This window comes from Chloroflexus sp., assembly GCF_034431535.1.
Classification (GTDB): domain Bacteria; phylum Chloroflexota; class Chloroflexia; order Chloroflexales; family Chloroflexaceae; genus Chloroflexus.
In genome coordinates, this window is sequence record NZ_DAOUDC010000010.1 from 1 (window position 1) to 18994 (window position 18994).

Consider the following 18994-nt stretch of genomic DNA (forward strand, 5'->3'; position numbering starts at 1 on the left):
CAGGTCGCCATTGCAGCGCAAAGCCCCGACATCGCCATGGGCGTCGATAAGGCGCAGGAGTTCAAGACCGGCGAGATGAGCGAAGATGAGATCGAGGCGATCGGCGCCGGCGATCAGGGCATGATGTTCGGCTTCGCCTGCGACGAGACGCCTGAGCTGATGCCGGCCAGCATTGCGCTCGCTCACCGGCTGATCCGCCGGCTCGAGCGGGTGCGCAAAGACGGCACCTTGCCCTACCTGCGCCCCGATGCCAAGTCGCAAGTGACGGTTGAGTACAGCTTCGGTAAGCCGGTGCGGGTGGATACGGTGCTGATCAGCAGCCAGCACGCACCCGATATCACCCAAGAGCAAATCCGGGCCGATCTGATCGAGCACGTGATCAAGACCGAAGTGCCGGAAGCGTGGCTTGACACGCAGACCAAGATCTTCATCAACCCGACCGGGCGCTTCGTGATCGGCGGCCCAATGGGAGACAGCGGCCTGACCGGACGCAAGATTATCGTTGATACCTACGGCGGCGTGGCCCGCCACGGCGGTGGCGCCTTCAGCGGCAAAGACCCCTCGAAGGTCGATCGCAGCGCCGCCTACGCCTGCCGCTGGGTGACCAAGAACATCGTCGCCGCCGGCCTTGCCCGCCGCGTCGAGCTGCAAGTGAGCTACGCCATCGGCGTTGCCCGCCCACTCTCGCTCAACGTCGAGACCTTTGGCACCGGCGCGGTGGCCGATGAGGTGATTCTGAAGGCGGTCAACGAGGTGTTTGACCTGCGGCCCGGCGCGATCATCCGCGACCTCGACCTGCGCCGCCCGATCTACCGCAAGACCGCAGCCGGTGGGCACTTTGGCCGCACCGACATTGATCTGCCGTGGGAGCGCACCAACCGCGTGGAGGAGTTGCGCCGCGCGGCTGAGTTGTAGTGCTGACAGGGAAAATTAACGCAAAGACGCAAAGGGTTGTTAGTGCGTAAAAGCGTGCTTTTACCCGCTTCCATCCCTTTGCGTCTTTGCGTGCATAAAGGTGTGACATGACCGCTTCATCGCACTGGCGGCGGATTGCCAGCACTATGTACGACTACGTTTTGCTTACGATTGGCGCGCTGCTCAGCGCCACTGCCGTGCGCTTCTTTCTAGTGCCGAATCAGGTGGTGAGCGGCGGCATTACTGGCGTGGCCCAGTTGCTGAACACCTTCCTCGGCACACCAGTCGGCGCGGTGGTGCTGATCCTCAACGCACCGTTGCTCATTGCCGGCTGGCGCTACCTCGGCGGGGCGGTCTTCGGCGTGCGCACGTTTTACACGGTGGTGGTGATGTCGCTGGCGATCGATGGCCTCGCCCCTTTTGCCCGCCCGATCACCAACGATCCGCTGCTGTACAGCCTCTACGGCGGCCTAATTGACGGCTTGGGGATCGGGTTGGTCTTGCGCGCACGCGGCACCACCGGCGGGAGCGATATTCTCGCCCGTCTGATCGAGCGGCGTTTTGGCATTCAACCGGGTCGCAGCTTGTTAGGCTTCGACACCATGGTCTTTACCGCGGCCCTGTTTAGCTACGGCCCCGAAAAGATTCTGTACGCGCTGCTGGTGGCGTTTACCTCTAGCCGGGCGATTGACACGGTGCTGGCTGCCGGCAAAGGCGCGCGGCAGGCGCTGATTATCACCTCTACCCCAGAACCGATCCGGCAAGCCGTGCTCCACCGGCTCGGTCGCGGCCTTACCCAACTCGAAGGTATTGGCGGCTACACCGGCATGACGCGGGCCGTGTTGCTCTGCGTGGTGGCCCGCACCGAAATTGGTGCGCTCAAGAATATCATTAGCACGGTTGACCCCGCCGCCTTCGTGATTGTCGGCGAGGTCGACGAGGTGATCGGCGAGGGGTTTAGTCGATCAACGTGATCATGCGTGGGCCGGCACTGCGAAACGGGCACCCCTGCGGATAAGCGTGGCACGTACAGCCGACCCCGCCCCCACTGCAACCTAGCACCGCTGTATCGCGCAACCGACCTTTGCGCACCCAAAACGCGATCATCCCCTCAAGCGCGCTCGGTTCGATCTGCAAGCGCTGGCTGAGTTCGGCCAGCGACAACGGTTGTTCGGCTTGTTCGAGCATTTCGAGGATTTGATAGAGCATTGACGCCTCACCCTAGTTGTTCGCGCAAGAGCGGTTTACACGCCGATCACGCGCCCGCCTTGGAACACGATCAACGCCACCAGCCACGCAATCGCAAACTGGCCCAGCAAACTGGTCAGCATCCAGCGCAAGCCGAACTCGTGCCGGCTAGCCGCTAGCGTCGCCACGCACGGCGTATAGAGCAAGACAAAGACGAGCAAGGCGAGCGCCGCCGCTGTCGCATGCCCGTTGCTGCTCGCAGCTAGGCCAGCTTGGATCGCCGCCGCTAAGCCGTCAGCCACCGGCTCAGCTTCCGCTACGCCGAGGTTGATCCCGATGATCCCCGGCAACGCGCGCAGCGCATCGCCCATCGCCGCGCCAAAACCGGTGACAATCGCCGCCGCATCTTCATCCAACGATGGCGGCGCTGCCGTCTCGGCGACCGCATCCTCTCCCACATACACCTGCGTCAGCGTGCCAACCACCACCTCTTTCGCGATCAGGCCGGTTACCAGCGCGCCGCTGCTTTCCCAATTGCCAAAACCGAGCGGCGCAAACACCGGCGCCACTGCGTGGGCCAGCGTAGCAAAGGCGCTTTGATCAACCGGCGTCGCGGCAAATTGGCCATTGCCGCGCGCCGGGATCGCCAGCAACAGCCAGATCACGACGCTCGTCGCCAAGATCACCGTACCCGCCTTGCGCACAAACGCCGCGGTGCGTTCCCACATCTGCCGCCAGATATTGCGCAGGGTGGGCACGCGGTACGGCGGCAGTTCGAGCACGAACGGGGTTGGCGGCTGGCGCGCGAACAGAGTACGGCGTGCCAGCGCCCCCACCCCCACCGCCACCACAATACCGGTGAGGTACAACCCGAAGATTACCTGCCCGGCGTAGGCGGGGAAGAAGATCATCGCAATCAGCACATAGACCGGCAGCCGCGCGCTGCAACTCATAAACGGCACCAGCAGACCGGTGAGAATGCGATCGCGGCGGCTATCGAGCGTGCGAGTGGCGTAGATCGCCGGCACCGAGCAGCCAAAACCGACGATCATGGGCAAAAAGCTCTTGCCGTGGAGGCCAAACAGCCGCATGACCCGATCCATCACAAAGGCGGCACGGGCCATGTACCCCGAATCTTCCAAAAGCGCTAGCGCAAAGTAGAGGCTCAACAGCACCGGCACAAAGGCCAGCACCCCACCCACCCCGGCAATCACGCCATCGATCAGCAGCGCCGCAAACCAGCCGCCGCCGGCACCAACCATACCCAGCAACGCGCTCACCCAACGGCTGAGCGGGCCGCTCACCACGCTATCGAGCCAATCAACAAACGGCGCCGCGACATCGGTGGTTAGTTTGAAGACCACCCACATGACGGCCAGAAAAATGGGAATGCCGAACCAGCGATGCGTCACGATGCGGTCGATCCGGTCAGAGAGCGTAGCAGGCGGGGTCGCCGGACGAGTCACGGCGCGCGTGGCCACCTCGTGGACGAAGCGGTAGCGCTGGTCAACCATCACGATATCGAGCTCATCGCCATAGATCGTGCGCAGCCGCTCAAGGCTGTCGTTCAGCACCGCAACCACGGCGCTGCCGCCGTGGGCCTCGATCGCGGCCAGCAGCGTTTCATCGCCTTCCAGCACCTGAATCGCCAGCCAGCGCGCCGGATAGACAGCCAACGCTGGCGTTTGGGCGAAGAGTGCCGCCAACTGCGCGATCTCGCGCTCGACCGGCGCAGGATAGGAAAAAGGAATCTGCAGCGCAAACCCGGCCACCGTCGTCATACTTCCACCTCACGCGCCAGCTCGTTCTTGGGCAGAGCAGCCAAACGCTCAGCCATCGCCACTTTCAGCGCCGGCAGACCATCGCCGCGACCAGCCGCTAGCGCCACCACTGGCACCCCCAAACCATCGGCCAGCGCCGCGGTATGAATGGTGATACCGCGCGTTTTGGCGATGTCGATCATATTCAACGCCACCAACAACGGTACGCCAGTTTCAAGCAATTGGGCCGTCATGTAAAGGTTGCGTTCGAGATTCGCGGCATCAACCACGTTCACCACCAGATCGGGCCGCTCGCGGACAATAAAATCACGCGCGATCTGCTCTTCGAGCGAACGGGCGGCCAGACTGTAAGCGCCAGGCAGATCGACCACCGTCACTGCCATTCCCTTCAGCGTCAAGCGCCCCTCTTTGCGTTCGACCGTCTTGCCCGGCCAGTTGCCGGTGTGCTGATTGAGGCCAGTCAGCGCATTGAAAATCGTACTCTTGCCCACGTTCGGATTCCCAGCCAAAGCCACCAATGCCGCCGCCATCAGCAAGCCCCCTGTTCAACCACCGTCACCAACAACGCATGGGCCAGCGGGTACTCCAGCGCCATCCGGGTATCACCGAGAGCGATCATCAAAGCACTACCGCTATCCGCCACTACCGACAGCTCAATACCGGGCACAAACCCCAACTCAGACAAGCGCCGGCTGATGCGCTGGCTGCTTTGAATCCCAACCAACTTCGCACGAACCCCGTGATTGACAAACCGCAACGGAATCGGATGGCTCGTCTGTTTCATTGCTTCAGCTCCACCTGAATCGAACGCGCATCGGCCTTGCGCAACGATAACCGATAGCCCTTCACCGTCACCTCCAGGGGATCGCCGAGCGGCGCAACGCCGCTCACGATCACCGTCTCGCCGGTAATCAGCCCCATATCGAGCAAACGGCGGCGCAGCGCGCGATCACCCTCGATCCGCACTATCACCGCCGGTCGGTCACGCGCCAGTTGGTCGAGGGTCATCGTGGTCGCGGTTACCATAACGTTTTGGTACTCCTGAGTATAAGTCGAGGAAAATTTATGGTACGCCTTAACTCTTATACCAGACGCGCCGGTGAGGAGAAAAGTGAGAAATCGGCAACTGTGGGGAAAGAAATATGACTCTGCGTGCGGTAACCCGCTTGCCCCCTGTCATTGCACGCCGCCGGAGGCGGCGAAGCAATCCCCTACAAGCACGGGAGCGCCTCCTTTCCGCCGAAGGAGGAGATTGCTGCGGGGGAGGGCATCCTGCACAGGATGCCTACGCGCCTTCGCAATGCCAGCAACACATCCCGTACAGCATTCGTAGGCACCGCAGCGGGAAATTGCTTCGGGCGCTGGCGCGCCCTCGCAATGACAAACGCACCCCCGCACAATGACAGCATGACGCGCCGCCGCTCTCCTACTGTCATTGCACGCCGCCGGAGGCGGCGAAGCAATCCCCCACGAGCACGAAAACGGCCCCTTTCCACCAGCGGAGATTGCTGTGGAGACGGGATGTCACGCTACACGGGCTTACCCCACCCCCTACCCAACCGGCGGGCACTCGTGGAGTTCACCGCGCACACAAGCCCAAAATGCGCTACACCGCCGCCAAGCGGCCCGCCGATCGGCGGCGGGGACCGCCATCATCACCCGCGCCGCGAGCAAGGGCGCAAGGGCGAGTTGGTGTTCGCCAGTTTGCACCAACACCGATTGATCGTCACTGACCGCCAATACCTCGACGGTAGCGCCGGGAGCCAACCCTTGCCGGGCGAGAAAGGCAGTGGCTGCCGGTTCCGCGTCAATTGCTGCGATCACGCCGTGCGTGCCGGCGGTGCAGGCAGCGAGCGGTTGCGGCATTGCTTCGGCATCGATCCGCGTCGCGGGGTCGCGCTCCAGAAATGCTTTCAATGCCGCATCGAGCCGCTCTGAGGTGATATGTTCGAGTTGGCACGCCAGCACATCGGCCTCTGCCGGATCGATGCCGAGGTTTTCGACCAGAAAAATCACCCACATCCGCCGGCGCGAGAGTATCCGCTGCGCCCATTCTTCACCATCGGGGGTGAGCGTGACGCCGCGGTAGGGCTGATAGCAGAGCAAGCCGCGTTCTTGTAAGCGATGGCACATTTCGTTGGCCGAGACTTGCGACACCCCGAGCCGGCTGGCCAGCACCGACAGCGGCACCGGCTGATCGGGCGCTTTGCGCAAGAGGGCCGTCATCACCAAATACATTTCGACACTTTCGCTCATCGCTTGCTCCGCCATGTTTAGGTTAGCCATAACACCTAGCCTTATTGTACCACAGAGCAATGCTAAGCGGCTTGTTCCGCCATCGCCGCGATTGCTGCGGCCAGCAGGGTCGGTTGGCCGCCGCCGCCTTGAGCTATGCGGGCATTGCCGCCGCCGCGCCCGCCCAACACTGCCATCCCCGCCGCGAGGATCGCGCGCGCGTCGGCGTTGGTGTCGGGGTGGCAAGCGACCACCACTTGCACTCGTTCTTCGCCGCCGGCCACGATCGCAATGCCTCCCGGCAGCTCGGCGATGACGTTGGCAATGGCGCGCAGCCGGTCAACGCTGGCGGTGGGCAGCGTGGCCGTCACGACCCGCCGCCCGTTGATCAGCGGCGCCTGAGTGTACCATTGCGCCGCGCGCAGCACATCGAGGTCGCGTTGGGTCTGCCTCAGTTCGCGTTGCAACGCCTGTTGCGCCTCTTGCAGGCGAGCCACCGCCGCCGGCAGTTCAGCCCAGCCCACGCTGAGCGTCGCCGCCGCAGCGCGGGCCACCGCATCACGTTCACGCAAGGCCGCGACGACGCGCCCGCCGCAAGCAAACTCCACCCGGATCATGCCGCGTTGCCGTGACCACCCTAGCACTGCAATCGCGCCGACTTCGCCGCTGCGAGCCGGGTGGGTGCCGCCACACGCCGAATGGTCAATGTCGCCGATGCTGACCACCCGCACCGCACCGCTCACCGCTGGCGGCTTGCGCAACGGGATACTGGCGAGCTCGGTTGGGGTGACAAACCGGGCGTGTACCGGCAGGTTCTGCCAAACCGCCGCATTCGCCCACGATTCGGCGGCGCGGGCTTGCGCTTCGCTCAATTCATCCACGGCCAGATCGATGGTGACACTGCGCTCGCTGAGGTGGAAGGAGACCGTCGGCGCGTTGCAGGTGGCAATGAAAGCGGCGGTTAAGATGTGCTGGCCGCAATGCTGCTGCATGTGATCAAACCGGCGTTCCCAGTCGATCTGGCCGGTGAGGGTCGCACCGAGCGCTGGTAGCTCAGCGCTCGCCGCCAGCAGATGCCAGACCACGCCGTTATCGCTCTGCACATCGCGCACCTGCCAGCGGCGCACAGCGGCAGCGTCGTACAACCCGCCGCGGACAGCCGGCTGACCGCCGCCTTCTGGGTAGAAGGCGCTGCGATCGAGCGCCAGCGCCAGCTGGCCATCGCGTTCGGCGACCGCAACCACCTGCGTGGTAAACTCGGCGAGGTATGAGTTGTCGTAGTAGAGGCGGAGGGTTTCGTTCATGGGTTGAGTAGTTTCAAGAAAATTCAGTACGCTTATTGATGATAACAGAAATGCGGCAGTGAAACTGCCGCACTCCATAATATAGCAGGCTCACATCTCTCGCAGCAGTGGCACTGCTGCACGCCATATAGAGGTTGCCTCCATTCTGGATTGCCGCAATAGAACTGCCCCTACTCTCCAACCCCTACTCTCCAACCCCTACTCCCTACTCCCCGTTAAACACCTTCACCGGCTGCCAACAAGCGCCGTCGCGCTGAAGCAACGCGATCAGCCTACCGGCGGGGTCATGAGCGCAGGCGCGTTCATCAGCGGTCGCGCCGGCGGGAATGGCCATGCCGTGCCGTACCCGGCGGGCATGGGCGTCATCGAGCTGCAGGATCGGCCAGTCGAGCAGAGCGGTTTCCGGCGGCAAGAGGTGCTGCAGCAGCACGGAACGATCGGTTAACGCAGCAAGCGGCACGGATTGTTCCAGCCGGAACGGGCCGACGAACGTGCGTTGCAGTGCAGCCAGATGCGCGCCGCACCCCAAGGCGGCGCCAATATCGCGAGCCAGCGCGCGAATGTAGACACCTTTGCCGCATGCAACTGCAATCGTCAGATCGGGCGGCATCCACGCCAGTAATTCAAGCCGGTCAATTTGCACTAACCGCGGCGCAAGGGTCACTTCATTGCCAGCGCGAGCCAGCGCGTAGGCGCGTTGGCCGTCAATATGGAGCGCGGAAAACGCCGGCGGCTGTTGCAGAATCTCGCCTTGAAACCGGTCAAGCACCGCCGCGATCTCAGCTTCGGTCAATACCGGCACCGGTCGGGTTGCCAGCGGCTCACCTTCGGCATCGTCGGTGGTGGTCTGCACGCCAAGCCGCACCACTCCCACGTAGCCTTTGCGCGCATCAACCAGTTGATCGATCAAACGGGTTGCACTACCCAACGCCACCGGCAACACCCCGGTCGCCGCCGGATCGAGCGTACCGGCGTGACCAACCTTCACGGCCCGCCCCACCAACCGGCGCACTCGCGCCACCACATCGTGCGAGGTCAGGCCAGCCGGCTTATCGACCACCATAAACCCAACCACCTCAGCCATGCCGCTGCCGCTCCACCGCCTGCCGCAAGGCCGGCAACACCGCCGCCACTGCCGCTTCGAGACTCATCTTCAGCATCGCCCCCGCCGCCTGCCGGTGACCGCCGCCGCCCCACATCTGCGCCACCGCGGCCACGTCAACACCGGGCACCGAACGCAAACTAATCTTGACCGTGCCGTCAGGGCGCTCACGGAAAAGGACACACGCGCGCATGCCGGCCACCCGCTGCAAGCGGCTTACCGTATCATCAGTCGCCTGCTCATCAGCGCCACTAGTGCGCAACATCTCCTGCGTCACCACCGTCCAGAAGATGCCATCTTCCTGCTGCAAATGAGCCATCGCCATACCGGTCAAGCGCAACGTCGCCGGCGGGATCGAGAAAAAGACCGCATCAATCACCCGCTGCTTATCGGCCCCAGCCTCGAGCAAGGCTGCGGCCCGGCGCAGCGTCGCCGGATTGACGTTCGGTGTTTGGAAACTCTGAGTATCGGTCATCATGCCCAAAAACAGGCAAGTCGCCGCGTCAGGCGAGAGCGGCCAGTCAAGCGCAACAAACAGATCAACCAGCACCTCGGCGCACGACGGTTCATGTGACCGGATCAAGCTCACCGTACCGCCGCCGTTGTTGGTAGCGTGATGGTCAACAATAATCAGCGGACGGGACAGCAAGGCCTCTTGGTGCTCATCGTAGATCGCGCCGGCCCGCGAGAGATGGGCGACATCGACCATCCAGATCAAGTCGCACTCAGGCAGAGCCTCGCCCGCTTGATAGACGTGCAACGCATCATAACCGGGCAACGCAGCGCAATAGTCGAGCGGCGGCGATGCCGCCAGCGCAATCGTCTCCTTGCCCAACGCGCGCAAGACATGTATTGTGCCCAACAACGACCCGATCGCGTCACCATCAGGATTCACGTGGCTCAGCAACAAAATGCGCTGCGCCTGCGCCAGCGCATCGCGGATCGGGCCGGCAGCCTGTTGCGGATCAGCGTAGATCATAACCCTCCGGTCGTAGACGCCGGCGCCACAATCCGGTAGACCGAATGGCCGGCGCGCTTCTTGATCTCCTTCAAGCGCAGATTGTGGCGCGGCCCCAGCCGTGGAATGAGATGGTTCAGGCCGCTCACCACCACAAACCAATACTCACCGCCGGGGCGCAACTGGCGCAGCGGCGCCAACACAAATTCGTGTTCGATCGCGTAGTCGCCGATTTTAGCCGGAATGTTCGAGACGATCAAATCGTAGGGGCCGGGAGGCGCATCGCTCAGGCCCACGCTCCCCAACACGCGCACATTCGGCGTCGCATTCAACGCAGCGTTATGACGGGCATAGCGCACCGCCAGCAGGTCTTTATCCACCAGCGTCACATCGGCATGGGGAAAGCGGCGGGCAAGGCAGATCCCGATCACCCCGCAGCCGCAACCGAGGTCGAGGATGCGTTGCGGGTCGGGTTGCGCCGGTTCGATCAGGCGCAAGAGCAGATCAGTGCCTTCATCGACTTGAAACGACGAAAAGATGGTATGGCCAACATCGAACGCAAACTGCTGGCCGCGCAGGGTATAGGCAATCCGCTTCTTATAGTACGGATCGAACGAAACGGCATCACTGCTCATCATCAAGGTTCGGCGGATTGACTAACCGCTCGTGCTGGATTTCGCGGAACACCTGCTCAAGGTGCATACTGTAATCGAGCGATGTGTCTTGGATAAGACGCAATTCAGGAATAAAGCGCATATAACCCATCTCATCGGCCAAGCGCTTGCGCAAAAAGCCACGGGCATGGTTGAGAGCGGCCATGGTCGCCTCGCGCTCTTCCGGCGTGCCCATGACCGAAATGTACACTTTCGCGTGCTGCAAATCGGCGCTCACGTCAACGCGAGTCACCGTGGCAAACCCAACCCTTGGATCTTTCAACTCTTTCTGGATCACCTCGCCGAGGATACGTTGCATCGTATCGGCGACTTGTTGCAACCGTTGTTTTGACATAGGCCAAACCGCTTTCTAGGGGGCAGGTATCGTTATCGTGCTGCTATGCCCCCATAGGCATAGCAGCGCGATGCCCCTACAGCGTTGCCGCGACCTGTTCTTGGCGATAGAACTCAAGCGCGTCACCGGCTTCGATATCGTTAAACCCTTCGACGATCAAACCGCACTCGTAGCCGGCAGTCACCTCGCGCACATCATCCTTAAAGCGCTTGAGCGACGAAATCTTGCCGTCGTGGATGACCACGCCACGGCGCAACACCCGCACATTCTGGCCGGTGCGGGTAATCTTGCCGTCGGTGACATAGACGCCGGCGACAATCTCGCGGGTCGGCAAACGGAAGGTCGTGCGCACCTCGGCATAGCCCTCGACCACCTCTTTGAAGGTCGGCGCGAGCATACCGGCCATCGCCTTCTTCAAATCATCTTGCAGTTGGTAGATGATATTGTAGAAGCGAATATCAATCCCGTGCTGCTCGGCGTGGCGACGGGCCGCCGGGTCAGGCCGGGCATTAAAACCAATGATAATCGCGTGGCTGGCCAAGGCAAGGTTAACATCACCCTCGGTAATTGCCCCCACGCCGCGGTGAATGATGCGCGTCTGCACCTCATTCTGCGATTGGTTCAACTGCTCGATCAGATGCGCAATCGCATCGAGCGAACCCTGCACATCGGCCTTCAAGATCAGGTTCAGCTCCTTCACCTGACCCTGCTTCACCTTGCCAAACAGCTCTTCGAGGCTGGTGCCGCGCGCGCTAGCCGCCATCGCCTCAGCGCGCTGCTGGCGCTGGCGCTGCAAAGCGATTTCACGCGCCACCACCAGATCGTCCATCACCTGCAAGATATCGCCGGCCTGCGGCACTCCTTCCAGACCAACAACCTCGACCGGCGTCGAAGGTTCGGCGTGGCGCAGACGCTTGCCGCTATCGCTAAACATCGACTTAATCTTGCCCGCGACGCTGCCCACCAGCACGTTATCTTCAAGGTGGAGCGTGCCATTCTGGATCAACACCGTCGCCACCGGACCACGGCTCTTATCGAGCTTCGCCTCGATAATCGTCCCCACTGCCGGCGCATTGGGATTCGCGCGCAGATCTTCCAGATCGGCCACCAGCAAAATCATCTCCAACAAGCCATCGATATTCAGCTTCTGGCGAGCCGAAACATGCACGCACGGCACATTACCGCCGTATTCCTCAACAATCACATCAATCGCCGCCAACTGCTGCTTAATCCGGTCAGGGTTCGCCGTCGGCAGATCGATCTTATTAATCGCCACAATCATTGGCACACCGGCGGCCTTGACGTGAGCGATCGCCTCCTCGGTCTGCGGCTTCACGCCATCGTCGGCGGCTACCACCAGCACCACAATATCGGTCACTTGAGCGCCGCGGGCGCGCATCGCGGTAAACGCCTCGTGGCCGGGCGTATCGAGGAAGGTAATCTTGCGATGGTTGACCTCGATCTGATACGCACCGATATGTTGGGTAATCCCGCCGGCCTCACCCTCGGCCACGCGGGTCGAACGGATCGCATCAAGCAGCTTGGTCTTACCGTGGTCAACGTGGCCCATAATCGTCACCACCGGCGGACGCGGGCGCATCTCTTCCGGCGGTTGGGCCTTCAACACCTCTTTAATATCGTCGACAATGCCCGCCATCTGTTCGGGCACAATCTCAGTCGTCTCAATACCAAAATCGCTAATAATCAACGCTGCCGTCTCATAATCAATCTGCTGATTGATATTCGCGATCATTCCGGCCTTTAGCATCGCCTTCAAAATATCGGAAGCGCCAATCCCGGTCGCTTCCGACAACTCACGCACCGTCATCACCGGTGGCAACGCGACCGGGCCGCGCGGACGCACGACTGGACGCGCCGGCGGCGGTGTTTGCGGACGGCGCAGGGCGCTATCGCGCTCGCGCTCGCGTTCTTCGGGTTGCGGACGGCCACGGGACTGCGGCGAGCGGCCACCACGGGCACTCGTACCGCCACGGGCCGGTGCAGGCGGCGGAGGGGTGCTGCCGCCACGAGGCACCGGTGCGCCGCCACTCCGAGGGGTGCCGGCAGCGGGCGGCGAACCGCGCCCAGACGACGCCGGCGGCGAACCGCGCCCAGACGGCGCTGGCCGCCCGGATGGCTGATTCGCCGGTGGTCGGTTCCCTCCTGCCGGCGGGTTCGGGTTACGGCCCACGCCACTCGCCGGAGCGCTATTCGTTGTCCGGCTACCGCCCTGCTGGCCGGCGCCGCGGCCACTGCCCGTTCCCGTACCGCCTGTATCGCGTCGTGGTTTATCACTCATTATCAACTCCCTTTCTGGGGAGAGCATCCCTCAAGCAGACGTTCTCCCATTAAGCTTAGGCGCACGGACATCAACGGCGCCGGCGGCAGCAAGCTTTCATACAGGCGCCAATGCAGCCGAACACGTCTCAAGAAGACGCCGTTGACATGGTCTCCTGAAGTAATTGCCGCCCCATCTGTTCAATCATCGCCCGATCATCGGGATGCAGCGCAGCAATCTTCAACGCGCGCTCCACCGCATGGCGACGCAAAGCCTGTGACCAGCACTCAGGGTTACGGCAAAGGTACGCCCCGCGTCCGGGCCGTTTACCGGTTGGATCGATCGTCACCCGCCCGCTCGCATCGCGCACCAAGCGGATCAGCGCCCGCTTGGCATCGCTTTGCCGGCACACAATGCATGTGCGTTGCGGCACATGGCGCGGACGCGCCACCCCTGACTTGGCTTGAGCCGCCATCGTCTCACTCCTCACCGGGCGAAGCCTGCCCGCCTTCCAGCAAGATATAGGAAGCGAACAGGCGATTGTTGTAGTAGATAAAGATCTTCTGCGAGGCAGCCCGCACCTGTACCGTCTGGCCAACCAGATCATTGCCCAGCGGGCCATAGCAGTGACCACGATAGCGGATCATGCCATCGGCCTGCACCACCCGCTGCTCAACCGGCGCGCTCGCCAATTCGGCCTCGATCGCCATCTGTTCGGCCTCAGCTTCGGCGCGCGCCTCGGCAGCGGCCCGTTCCTCCTCAAGCAACGCCGATGCGCTCTTGATATCGATCCGCCAGCCGGTCAACTTCGCCGCCAACCGCACATTCTGGCCTTCCTTGCCGATCGCCAGCGACAATTGCTTATCGGGCACAATCACCAGCGCGGTATGGTCGTGATCGTTCAGATGCACCTCCACCACCTGCGCCGGCGAGAGCGCATTGGCAATATACTCGCGCGGATCGGACGACCACTGCACAACGTCGATCTTCTCGCCATTCAGTTCATTCACGATATTCTGAATGCGGATGCCGCGCATCCCCACGCACGAACCGACCGGGTCGATCCCTTCTTGGCGAGCGGCGACAGCGACCTTGGTGCGCAGACCGGGTTCGCGCGCCACCGACTTAATCTCAACCGCACCGTTGTAAATCTCCGGCACTTCCATCTCGAACAGGCGGTTGATCAGATTCTTGTGCGCGCGCGAGGCGATCAGGCGCGGGCCACGATCATCCTTCTTCACCTCCACCAACAGCACCTTCAGGCGCTGGCCATGGTAATAGCGATCGTTTGCGACCTGCTCTTTGGGCGGAATAACGGCCTCTGCCTTACCCAGTTCGAGAATGACATTGCCGCGCGGGCCGTTATTGCGCTGCACGGTAGCAGTCAGCAACTCGCCCTCACGATTCTCGAACTCGCTATAGACGTAGTTGCGTTCGATCTCTTTAATCCCCTGCAACACCACCTGCTTGGCGGTTTGGGCCGCGATCCGGCCAAAATCGCGCGGCGTACTCTCGACCAGCACCGTCTCGCCGATCTGAGCATCGGGTTTAATCCGGCACGCCGCGGCGAGATCGATCTCAAACCGCTCGTCATACACCTCATCAACCACCTGTTTTTCGGCGTAGACCCGCGCCACCCCGCTCACCGGATCGAGTTTCACCGTCACCTCGACGGTTGGCGGATTAGGACCGAGCAGGCGCTTATACGCGCTGACCAGCGCCCGTTCCATCACATCAATGATGGCCTCTTTCGGAATACCGCGTTCGGATGCAATCTGAGTAATCGCCGCGTAAAAATCGCTTTTCATCGCTGTAACTCGCCTGACAATAAGAAAAGTGGGTATGACCCACTTTCCACTCGAACAACGCAGACTGCTGCGCCAGACCGCTGCGATCGCAGCGGAAGCGGCTTTCTAGCGGTACTCACAGACGGTTCATCGCGCTTCCCTGAACGGCCTGATGAGACTGTCGCCCATTTCGACAGCAGCGAGTGTCAAGCAGGCGGTTGCCCATGCCCACGGTTGGGGCAACCTGACTCTACACGTCAAGTATATCACCACCGATCGGCTTTTGCAAACCGTTTTTGAACGGATTTTCGCCTCGATCATCGAACATTTGTTCGAAAATCAGCGACGCCAGCGGGCGATCTGTGGTATAATAGCGTGTGATGATGCGATCACCTATGCGAGCGAGACGCATGCGCCAACCATTCTACGTTATTGATGCCTTGGCTGCCGGTTACGCCACCGTTCACCGCCAGCCATTCATATTGCTCTTCTCGATCGGGTTGAGCGCATATCTCTGGCTCGGCAGCGCAATCACGTTGGCGCTCCCTCTAGCCAGTGATCAAAGCATCATTGCACAGTGGCTCGGCACCCTACACGCGATTGATGCGCGTACTCTGCTCGTGATCACGAATCTGATCCCGCTCCTCACGCCGGGGGCGGAAGCCTTCACCCCACCGCCGCTCGTGCTCTCAACCGGGCAGTTTGGGTTGGCGGTGATTGGGTTAAACGCCATTGCGCTCGTGCTTAGCAGCGTCTTTCTAGCGTCGCTCCGCCAACTCATGCGCCAAGAGCAGCCATGGCTGCAAACAACGTTGGCGCATAGCGTCGCGATCGGCATCCGGCTCGCTGGTGCAGTTGGCGTTGCGCTGAGCATCGTGGCGCTGCCGCTCGCGCTCAGCATCGTAATTGTATCGATCATGCCGGAAACAATGCCCTTCTTCTTCACCGGCTGGATTGCGCTCAGCCTGATCGGTCTAGTCATCTTTGGCTTCACGCCTGAAATTATCACACTCCAGCGGCACGGGCCGCTTACGACATTGCGGGCGAGCTGGCAATTCGCCCGCCGGCGCTGGTTTTCGATCGCAACCTTCTTAGCCATTTGTACGGTGATCGAGTTTGGGTTCGCCAATCTGTGGCGAGCACTAGCGATGCAGCCGGGATGGTTAGCGCCGGCGATCGTCGGCAATGCCTATATCGGCAGCGGCTTGCGCGCCGCACGCTTGCAGTTTTACCGGTATTACGCCAAGATGTAACGCCAATACCGTTCTTCACGAACCGAGGCGCGCTGAGCGCTTCGCCATATCTTGCTGAAGGAACACAAACGATGACGAACGAGACTCCGGCAACCTACGACGAAAGCCAGATTCAGGTGCTGGAAGGCATGGAAGCCGTCCGCAAGCGCCCCGGCATGTATATCGGCCCCACCGACATCAACGGCCTGCACACCATGGTGCGCGAGGTGGTTGACAATTCGGTGGATGAGGTGATGGCCGGGCGCGCGACCAGCGTTAGCGTCACCATTCACCGCGACGGCTCAGTGACGGTCAGCGATGACGGCTCCGGCATTCCGGTCGGTATTCACCCCAAAGAGGGCATCAGCACCCTCACCCTAGTCATGACCCGCTTGCACGCCGGCGGCAAGTTTGGCAGCGGCGGCTATAAGGTCTCGTCCGGTCTGCACGGCGTCGGTGTCTCGGCGGTCAATGCCCTTTCCGCCTATATGCGGGTGGATGTCTACCGCAACGGACGCCACTACTACCAAGAGTACCGCGCTGGCGTGCCGGTGACTGATGTGATCGATCTCGAATCGACCGACCGCCACGGAACCACCACCCGCTTTTTGCCCGATACGTCGATCATTCAAACGCTCGACTATAACTTTGATACGCTCGCCCAACGCTTCCGCGAGATGAGCTATCTCAATAAGGGGCTGCGGTTCAAGTTTGTCGATGAACGCACCAATCGCGAGCTCAATTTCTACTTTGAGGGCGGGATTGTCTCGTATGTCCGCCACCTCAACAAAGACAAGGTGGTACTGCACCGCCAGCCATTTTACGTCGAGCGCATGGTTGATGAGGTGATGGTTGAGGTGGCGTTGCAGTACACCGATTCGTTCGATACTGACAATGTCTACACCTTCGCCAACAACATTAACAACTCGGATGGCGGCGCGCACCTGTCGGGTTTCCGCACTGCGCTGACCCGCGTGATTAACAACTATGCCCGCGCTAAAGGGTTGCTGAAAGAGAACGAGAGCAACCTGACCGGCGATGATGTGCGCGAGGGCTTGACGGCGGTGATCAGCGTCAAGCTGAAAGACCCGCAGTTTTCGTCGCAGACCAAAGAAAAGCTGGTCAGCCCGGAAGCGGCCAGCGCGGTGGCGACGGTGTTCGGCGACGCCTTCAGCGCATGGCTCGACGAAAACCCCACCGAGGCGCGGCGGATTATCGAGAAGGCGATTGCGGCGGCCCGCACCCGCCTTGCCGTGCAGAAGGTGCGTGAGACAGCACGCAAGAGCGCGATGGAAGGCTTTTCACTGCCCGGTAAGCTGGCCGACTGCTCAGACCCCAATCCGGCCCGTTGCGAGCTCTATATCGTTGAGGGTGACAGCGCCGGCGGCACGGCCAAACAGGGGCGCGACCGCCGCTTTCAGGCGATTCTGCCGCTGCGCGGCAAGATTCTGAATGTCGAGAAGAGCCGGCTTGACCGCATGCTCTCGAATGCTGAGGTGCGGGCTCTGATCACGGCCATCGGCGCCTCGATCGGCGATCAGTTTGATCTGAGCAAGTTGCGCTATCACCGCATCTTCCTGATGACCGACGCCGATGTAGACGGCAGCCACATCCGCACGCTTTTGCTCACCTTTTTCTTCCGTCATATGCGGCCACTCATCACCAACGGCCACCTCTTCATCGCCCAACCGCCGCTCTACCGGATCAAGCACGGGCGCGAGCAGGTCTATACCTATTCCGACGCCGAGCGCGACGCTTATCTGAGCAAGCTGCCGCCCGGCACCAAGGTCGAAATCCAGCGGTACAAAGGGCTGGGTGAAATGAACGCCGAACAACTCTGGGAGACGACGATGAACCCGCAGAACCGGGTTATCTTGCAGGTGACGCTGGAAGATGCGGCCCGCGCTGATGAGACATTCACGATGCTGATGGGTGATCTGGTGCCTCCCCGCCGCCGGTTCATCCAGACCCACGCCAATGAGGTGGTGGAGCTGGATATTTGATGCGACGGCGGCTGAGGAAGAGACGACCCGCCATCTCTTCCCCAGCCACCAGCCGCTTATCCATCAACACGTTTGGTTTCAGCGCCTGCCGGATGATACGCTGATTTACGCTCAGCCTGCCACGCCCTTGGTTGCATCCGGATCAACCAAACGAGCAATAGCACGGGAATGATCCAGACTGGCAACCAGACGCCGAGGACAATCAGGAAGTTAAGAATATTTTGGACGAAGGTTAAGAGGAGGGTCACTTGCTCGCGCAAGACTTTACCCGGATCCCAACCGTCTTTCGGCGGTTCAGGCGTAGGCACAGGCGGGATCGGGCGTAGTTCGACGGTAATAGTCGAGTAATTAGTGTTCTGTTCGAGATAACGCATGCGACCCTTCACCTGCTCGATTTGCCCCTGCACCGCGCTAATCTCTTGATTAAGACGCAGCGTTTCGTCGAGCGTTCCCGCGCGTTCCAGCAACGCTGTCAAGCGCGCATGGGTCGCTTCGAGATTACGCAACCGCGATGCAAGATCAACATATTGTTCGGTCACGTCCTCCCCATCGACGGTACGGCTGATCACACGACTGGCAACACCCTCGACATCGGCCAACACCCGCTCGAACTGCTCGAACGGCACCCGGAAAGAGACATACGACATCTTTTGGTCGCCTTCGCCAGTTGTGCTCACGCGCAGAATGTAGCCACCCACTCGATCAACCGCGTCCCGCAGCTTGGCTTCAGCCTGATCAACTGAAGCAACCTCGATCACTAGATTGGCATTCAAAATCACCATCCGCAAGCCGTACTGCAATTGGTTGCCCTCAGCCGGCGCATTGGCGCTATCACCGGCGTTACCGCCTCCCGCCTCGACAGCCGCATTTGATGCTGGAACAACCGCTTCCGCACGCATCGCCTCGCTTGGCCCGCCGCTCATCCAAGCACCTTGTGGCGGCGCTACGGGCGCTGCAACACCCTCAACTGAAGTAACAGACTGCTGCGGCGACGCTGCCGGCGCTGGCGCACCACATGCCGCCAACCCAAAAGCCGCCACCACCAGCACAATCATCACCAGCCGTGCCATACGATGACCTCCTCGAACCTGAGAATCTGCTGATAATCAGTGTTTGATTAGAGAAACGGCACAGGGCGGGATTTGGTTCCCGGTCAAATGATGAAACTTTTCCTCAGCAGGTGCGTAAGGTATAGTGGGCAAG

20 protein-coding genes are annotated in these 18994 nt (G+C 61.4%); 5 read left to right on the forward strand and 15 right to left on the reverse strand.

Annotated features, from left to right (window positions below; all coding sequences use genetic code 11):
• Both metK and U9R61_RS02030 read left to right on the forward strand, forming a co-directional pair.
• The coding region (gene metK, locus U9R61_RS02025; protein ID WP_322487157.1) for a methionine adenosyltransferase at positions 1 to 915 on the forward strand (915 nt) is incomplete at its 5' end.
• A 107-nt stretch (positions 916 to 1022) separates the two neighbouring features.
• Positions 1023 to 1889, forward strand: a complete 867-nt coding sequence (locus U9R61_RS02030; protein WP_322487158.1) for a YitT family protein — start codon at positions 1023 to 1025, stop codon at positions 1887 to 1889.
• On the opposite strand, the gene U9R61_RS02035 is transcribed toward U9R61_RS02030, so the two are convergent.
• From U9R61_RS02035 to nusA, 14 genes are all read right to left on the reverse strand, one after another.
• Positions 1873 to 2124: a FeoC-like transcriptional regulator gene (locus U9R61_RS02035; RefSeq protein ID WP_322487159.1), complete on the reverse strand. Its 252-nt coding sequence runs from the start codon at positions 2122 to 2124 to the stop codon at positions 1873 to 1875. The genes U9R61_RS02030 and U9R61_RS02035 overlap by 17 nt on opposite strands.
• Positions 2125 to 2159: 35 nt before the next feature.
• Complete coding sequence (gene feoB / locus U9R61_RS02040) at positions 2160 to 3884, reverse strand: ferrous iron transport protein B (RefSeq protein ID WP_322487160.1); 1725 nt, start codon at positions 3882 to 3884, stop codon at positions 2160 to 2162.
• Positions 3881 to 4414, reverse strand: coding sequence for a FeoB small GTPase domain-containing protein (locus U9R61_RS02045; RefSeq protein WP_322487161.1), 534 nt, complete (start codon positions 4412 to 4414; stop codon positions 3881 to 3883). Before U9R61_RS02045 ends, feoB begins: the two co-directional genes overlap by 4 nt.
• Positions 4414 to 4668: a FeoA family protein gene (locus U9R61_RS02050; RefSeq protein ID WP_066788086.1), complete on the reverse strand. Its 255-nt coding sequence runs from the start codon at positions 4666 to 4668 to the stop codon at positions 4414 to 4416. The genes U9R61_RS02045 and U9R61_RS02050 overlap by 1 nt, the downstream gene beginning before the upstream one ends.
• On the reverse strand, positions 4665 to 4910 hold the full coding sequence (locus U9R61_RS02055) for a ferrous iron transport protein A (RefSeq protein ID WP_322487162.1): 246 nt from the start codon (positions 4908 to 4910) through the stop codon (positions 4665 to 4667). Before U9R61_RS02055 ends, U9R61_RS02050 begins: the two co-directional genes overlap by 4 nt.
• Positions 4911 to 5435: 525 nt before the next feature.
• Positions 5436 to 6170 (reverse strand): metal-dependent transcriptional regulator, encoded by a 735-nt coding sequence (locus U9R61_RS02060; RefSeq protein WP_322487163.1) that lies wholly within the window; start codon positions 6168 to 6170, stop codon positions 5436 to 5438.
• A gap of 32 nt (positions 6171 to 6202) precedes the next feature.
• Positions 6203 to 7423: an alanyl-tRNA editing protein gene (locus U9R61_RS02065; protein ID WP_322487164.1), complete on the reverse strand. Its 1221-nt coding sequence runs from the start codon at positions 7421 to 7423 to the stop codon at positions 6203 to 6205.
• 205 nt (positions 7424 to 7628) lie between these two features.
• The gene (gene truB, locus U9R61_RS02070) at positions 7629 to 8507 is read right to left on the reverse strand and encodes a tRNA pseudouridine(55) synthase TruB (protein ID WP_322487165.1); all 879 of its coding nucleotides are present in this window, start codon (positions 8505 to 8507) and stop codon (positions 7629 to 7631) included.
• A complete protein-coding gene (locus U9R61_RS02075) occupies positions 8500 to 9504 on the reverse strand; it encodes a bifunctional oligoribonuclease/PAP phosphatase NrnA (protein ID WP_322487166.1) in 1005 nt (334 codons plus the stop codon). Before U9R61_RS02075 ends, truB begins: the two co-directional genes overlap by 8 nt.
• Positions 9501 to 10121: a class I SAM-dependent methyltransferase gene (locus tag U9R61_RS02080; protein ID WP_322487167.1), complete on the reverse strand. Its 621-nt coding sequence runs from the start codon at positions 10119 to 10121 to the stop codon at positions 9501 to 9503. Before U9R61_RS02080 ends, U9R61_RS02075 begins: the two co-directional genes overlap by 4 nt.
• Complete coding sequence (gene rbfA, locus U9R61_RS02085) at positions 10108 to 10491, reverse strand: 30S ribosome-binding factor RbfA (RefSeq protein ID WP_322487168.1); 384 nt, start codon at positions 10489 to 10491, stop codon at positions 10108 to 10110. Before rbfA ends, U9R61_RS02080 begins: the two co-directional genes overlap by 14 nt.
• Before the next feature lie 76 nt (positions 10492 to 10567).
• Positions 10568 to 12790 carry a translation initiation factor IF-2 gene (gene infB / locus U9R61_RS02090; RefSeq protein ID WP_322487169.1) on the reverse strand — a complete coding sequence of 741 codons (2223 nt, stop codon included), beginning with the start codon at positions 12788 to 12790 and terminating at the stop codon, positions 10568 to 10570.
• 127 nt (positions 12791 to 12917) lie between these two features.
• On the reverse strand, positions 12918 to 13244 hold the full coding sequence (gene rnpM, locus U9R61_RS02095) for an RNase P modulator RnpM (protein ID WP_322487170.1): 327 nt from the start codon (positions 13242 to 13244) through the stop codon (positions 12918 to 12920).
• A 4-nt stretch (positions 13245 to 13248) separates the two neighbouring features.
• Complete coding sequence (gene nusA / locus U9R61_RS02100; protein ID WP_322487171.1) at positions 13249 to 14577, reverse strand: transcription termination factor NusA; 1329 nt, start codon at positions 14575 to 14577, stop codon at positions 13249 to 13251.
• Between the two features lie 151 nt (positions 14578 to 14728).
• Between nusA and U9R61_RS02105 the strand changes: the two genes are divergently transcribed.
• The 3 genes from U9R61_RS02105 to gyrB all read left to right on the forward strand — a co-directional run bounded on the left by U9R61_RS02105 (position 14729) and on the right by gyrB (position 17791).
• On the forward strand, positions 14729 to 14992 hold the full coding sequence (locus U9R61_RS02105; protein ID WP_322487172.1) for a hypothetical protein: 264 nt from the start codon (positions 14729 to 14731) through the stop codon (positions 14990 to 14992).
• Positions 14967 to 15809, forward strand: a complete 843-nt coding sequence (locus U9R61_RS02110) for a hypothetical protein (RefSeq protein WP_322487173.1) — start codon at positions 14967 to 14969, stop codon at positions 15807 to 15809. The genes U9R61_RS02105 and U9R61_RS02110 overlap by 26 nt, the downstream gene beginning before the upstream one ends.
• Positions 15810 to 15880: 71 nt before the next feature.
• The gene (gene gyrB / locus U9R61_RS02115) at positions 15881 to 17791 is read left to right on the forward strand and encodes a DNA topoisomerase (ATP-hydrolyzing) subunit B (RefSeq protein ID WP_322487174.1); all 1911 of its coding nucleotides are present in this window, start codon (positions 15881 to 15883) and stop codon (positions 17789 to 17791) included.
• A gap of 56 nt (positions 17792 to 17847) precedes the next feature.
• Here gyrB and U9R61_RS02120 read toward each other — a convergent pair whose 3' ends face one another.
• The gene (locus U9R61_RS02120) at positions 17848 to 18861 is read right to left on the reverse strand and encodes a DUF4349 domain-containing protein (protein WP_322487175.1); all 1014 of its coding nucleotides are present in this window, start codon (positions 18859 to 18861) and stop codon (positions 17848 to 17850) included.
• Positions 18862 to 18994 lie beyond the last annotated feature (133 nt).

Excerpts from the sequence above, each read along its gene's own strand:
- U9R61_RS02120 (WP_322487175.1), bottom strand. The coding sequence starts at position 18,861 with ATGGCACGGCTGGTGATGATTGTGCTGGTGGTGGCGGCTTTTGGGTTG.
- rnpM (WP_322487170.1), bottom strand. The coding sequence starts at position 13,244 with ATGGCGGCTCAAGCCAAGTCAGGGGTGGCGCGTCCGCGCCATGTGCCG.
- infB (WP_322487169.1), bottom strand. The coding sequence starts at position 12,790 with ATGAGTGATAAACCACGACGCGATACAGGCGGTACGGGAACGGGCAGT.
- U9R61_RS02050 (WP_066788086.1), bottom strand. The coding sequence starts at position 4,668 with ATGAAACAGACGAGCCATCCGATTCCGTTGCGGTTTGTCAATCACGGG.
- feoB (WP_322487160.1), bottom strand. The coding sequence starts at position 3,884 with ATGACGACGGTGGCCGGGTTTGCGCTGCAGATTCCTTTTTCCTATCCT.
- gyrB (WP_322487174.1), top strand. The coding sequence starts at position 15,881 with ATGACGAACGAGACTCCGGCAACCTACGACGAAAGCCAGATTCAGGTG.
- rbfA (WP_322487168.1), bottom strand. The coding sequence starts at position 10,491 with ATGTCAAAACAACGGTTGCAACAAGTCGCCGATACGATGCAACGTATC.
- truB (WP_322487165.1), bottom strand. The coding sequence starts at position 8,507 with ATGGCTGAGGTGGTTGGGTTTATGGTGGTCGATAAGCCGGCTGGCCTG.
- U9R61_RS02030 (WP_322487158.1), top strand. The coding sequence starts at position 1,023 with ATGACCGCTTCATCGCACTGGCGGCGGATTGCCAGCACTATGTACGAC.
- nusA (WP_322487171.1), bottom strand. The coding sequence starts at position 14,577 with ATGAAAAGCGATTTTTACGCGGCGATTACTCAGATTGCATCCGAACGC.
- U9R61_RS02075 (WP_322487166.1), bottom strand. The coding sequence starts at position 9,504 with ATGATCTACGCTGATCCGCAACAGGCTGCCGGCCCGATCCGCGATGCG.
- U9R61_RS02105 (WP_322487172.1), top strand. The coding sequence starts at position 14,729 with ATGAGACTGTCGCCCATTTCGACAGCAGCGAGTGTCAAGCAGGCGGTT.
- U9R61_RS02055 (WP_322487162.1), bottom strand. The coding sequence starts at position 4,910 with ATGGTAACCGCGACCACGATGACCCTCGACCAACTGGCGCGTGACCGA.
- U9R61_RS02060 (WP_322487163.1), bottom strand. The coding sequence starts at position 6,170 with ATGGCTAACCTAAACATGGCGGAGCAAGCGATGAGCGAAAGTGTCGAA.
- U9R61_RS02035 (WP_322487159.1), bottom strand. The coding sequence starts at position 2,124 with ATGCTCTATCAAATCCTCGAAATGCTCGAACAAGCCGAACAACCGTTG.
- U9R61_RS02045 (WP_322487161.1), bottom strand. The coding sequence starts at position 4,414 with ATGGCGGCGGCATTGGTGGCTTTGGCTGGGAATCCGAACGTGGGCAAG.
- U9R61_RS02080 (WP_322487167.1), bottom strand. The coding sequence starts at position 10,121 with ATGATGAGCAGTGATGCCGTTTCGTTCGATCCGTACTATAAGAAGCGG.
- U9R61_RS02110 (WP_322487173.1), top strand. The coding sequence starts at position 14,967 with ATGCGCCAACCATTCTACGTTATTGATGCCTTGGCTGCCGGTTACGCC.
- U9R61_RS02065 (WP_322487164.1), bottom strand. The coding sequence starts at position 7,423 with ATGAACGAAACCCTCCGCCTCTACTACGACAACTCATACCTCGCCGAG.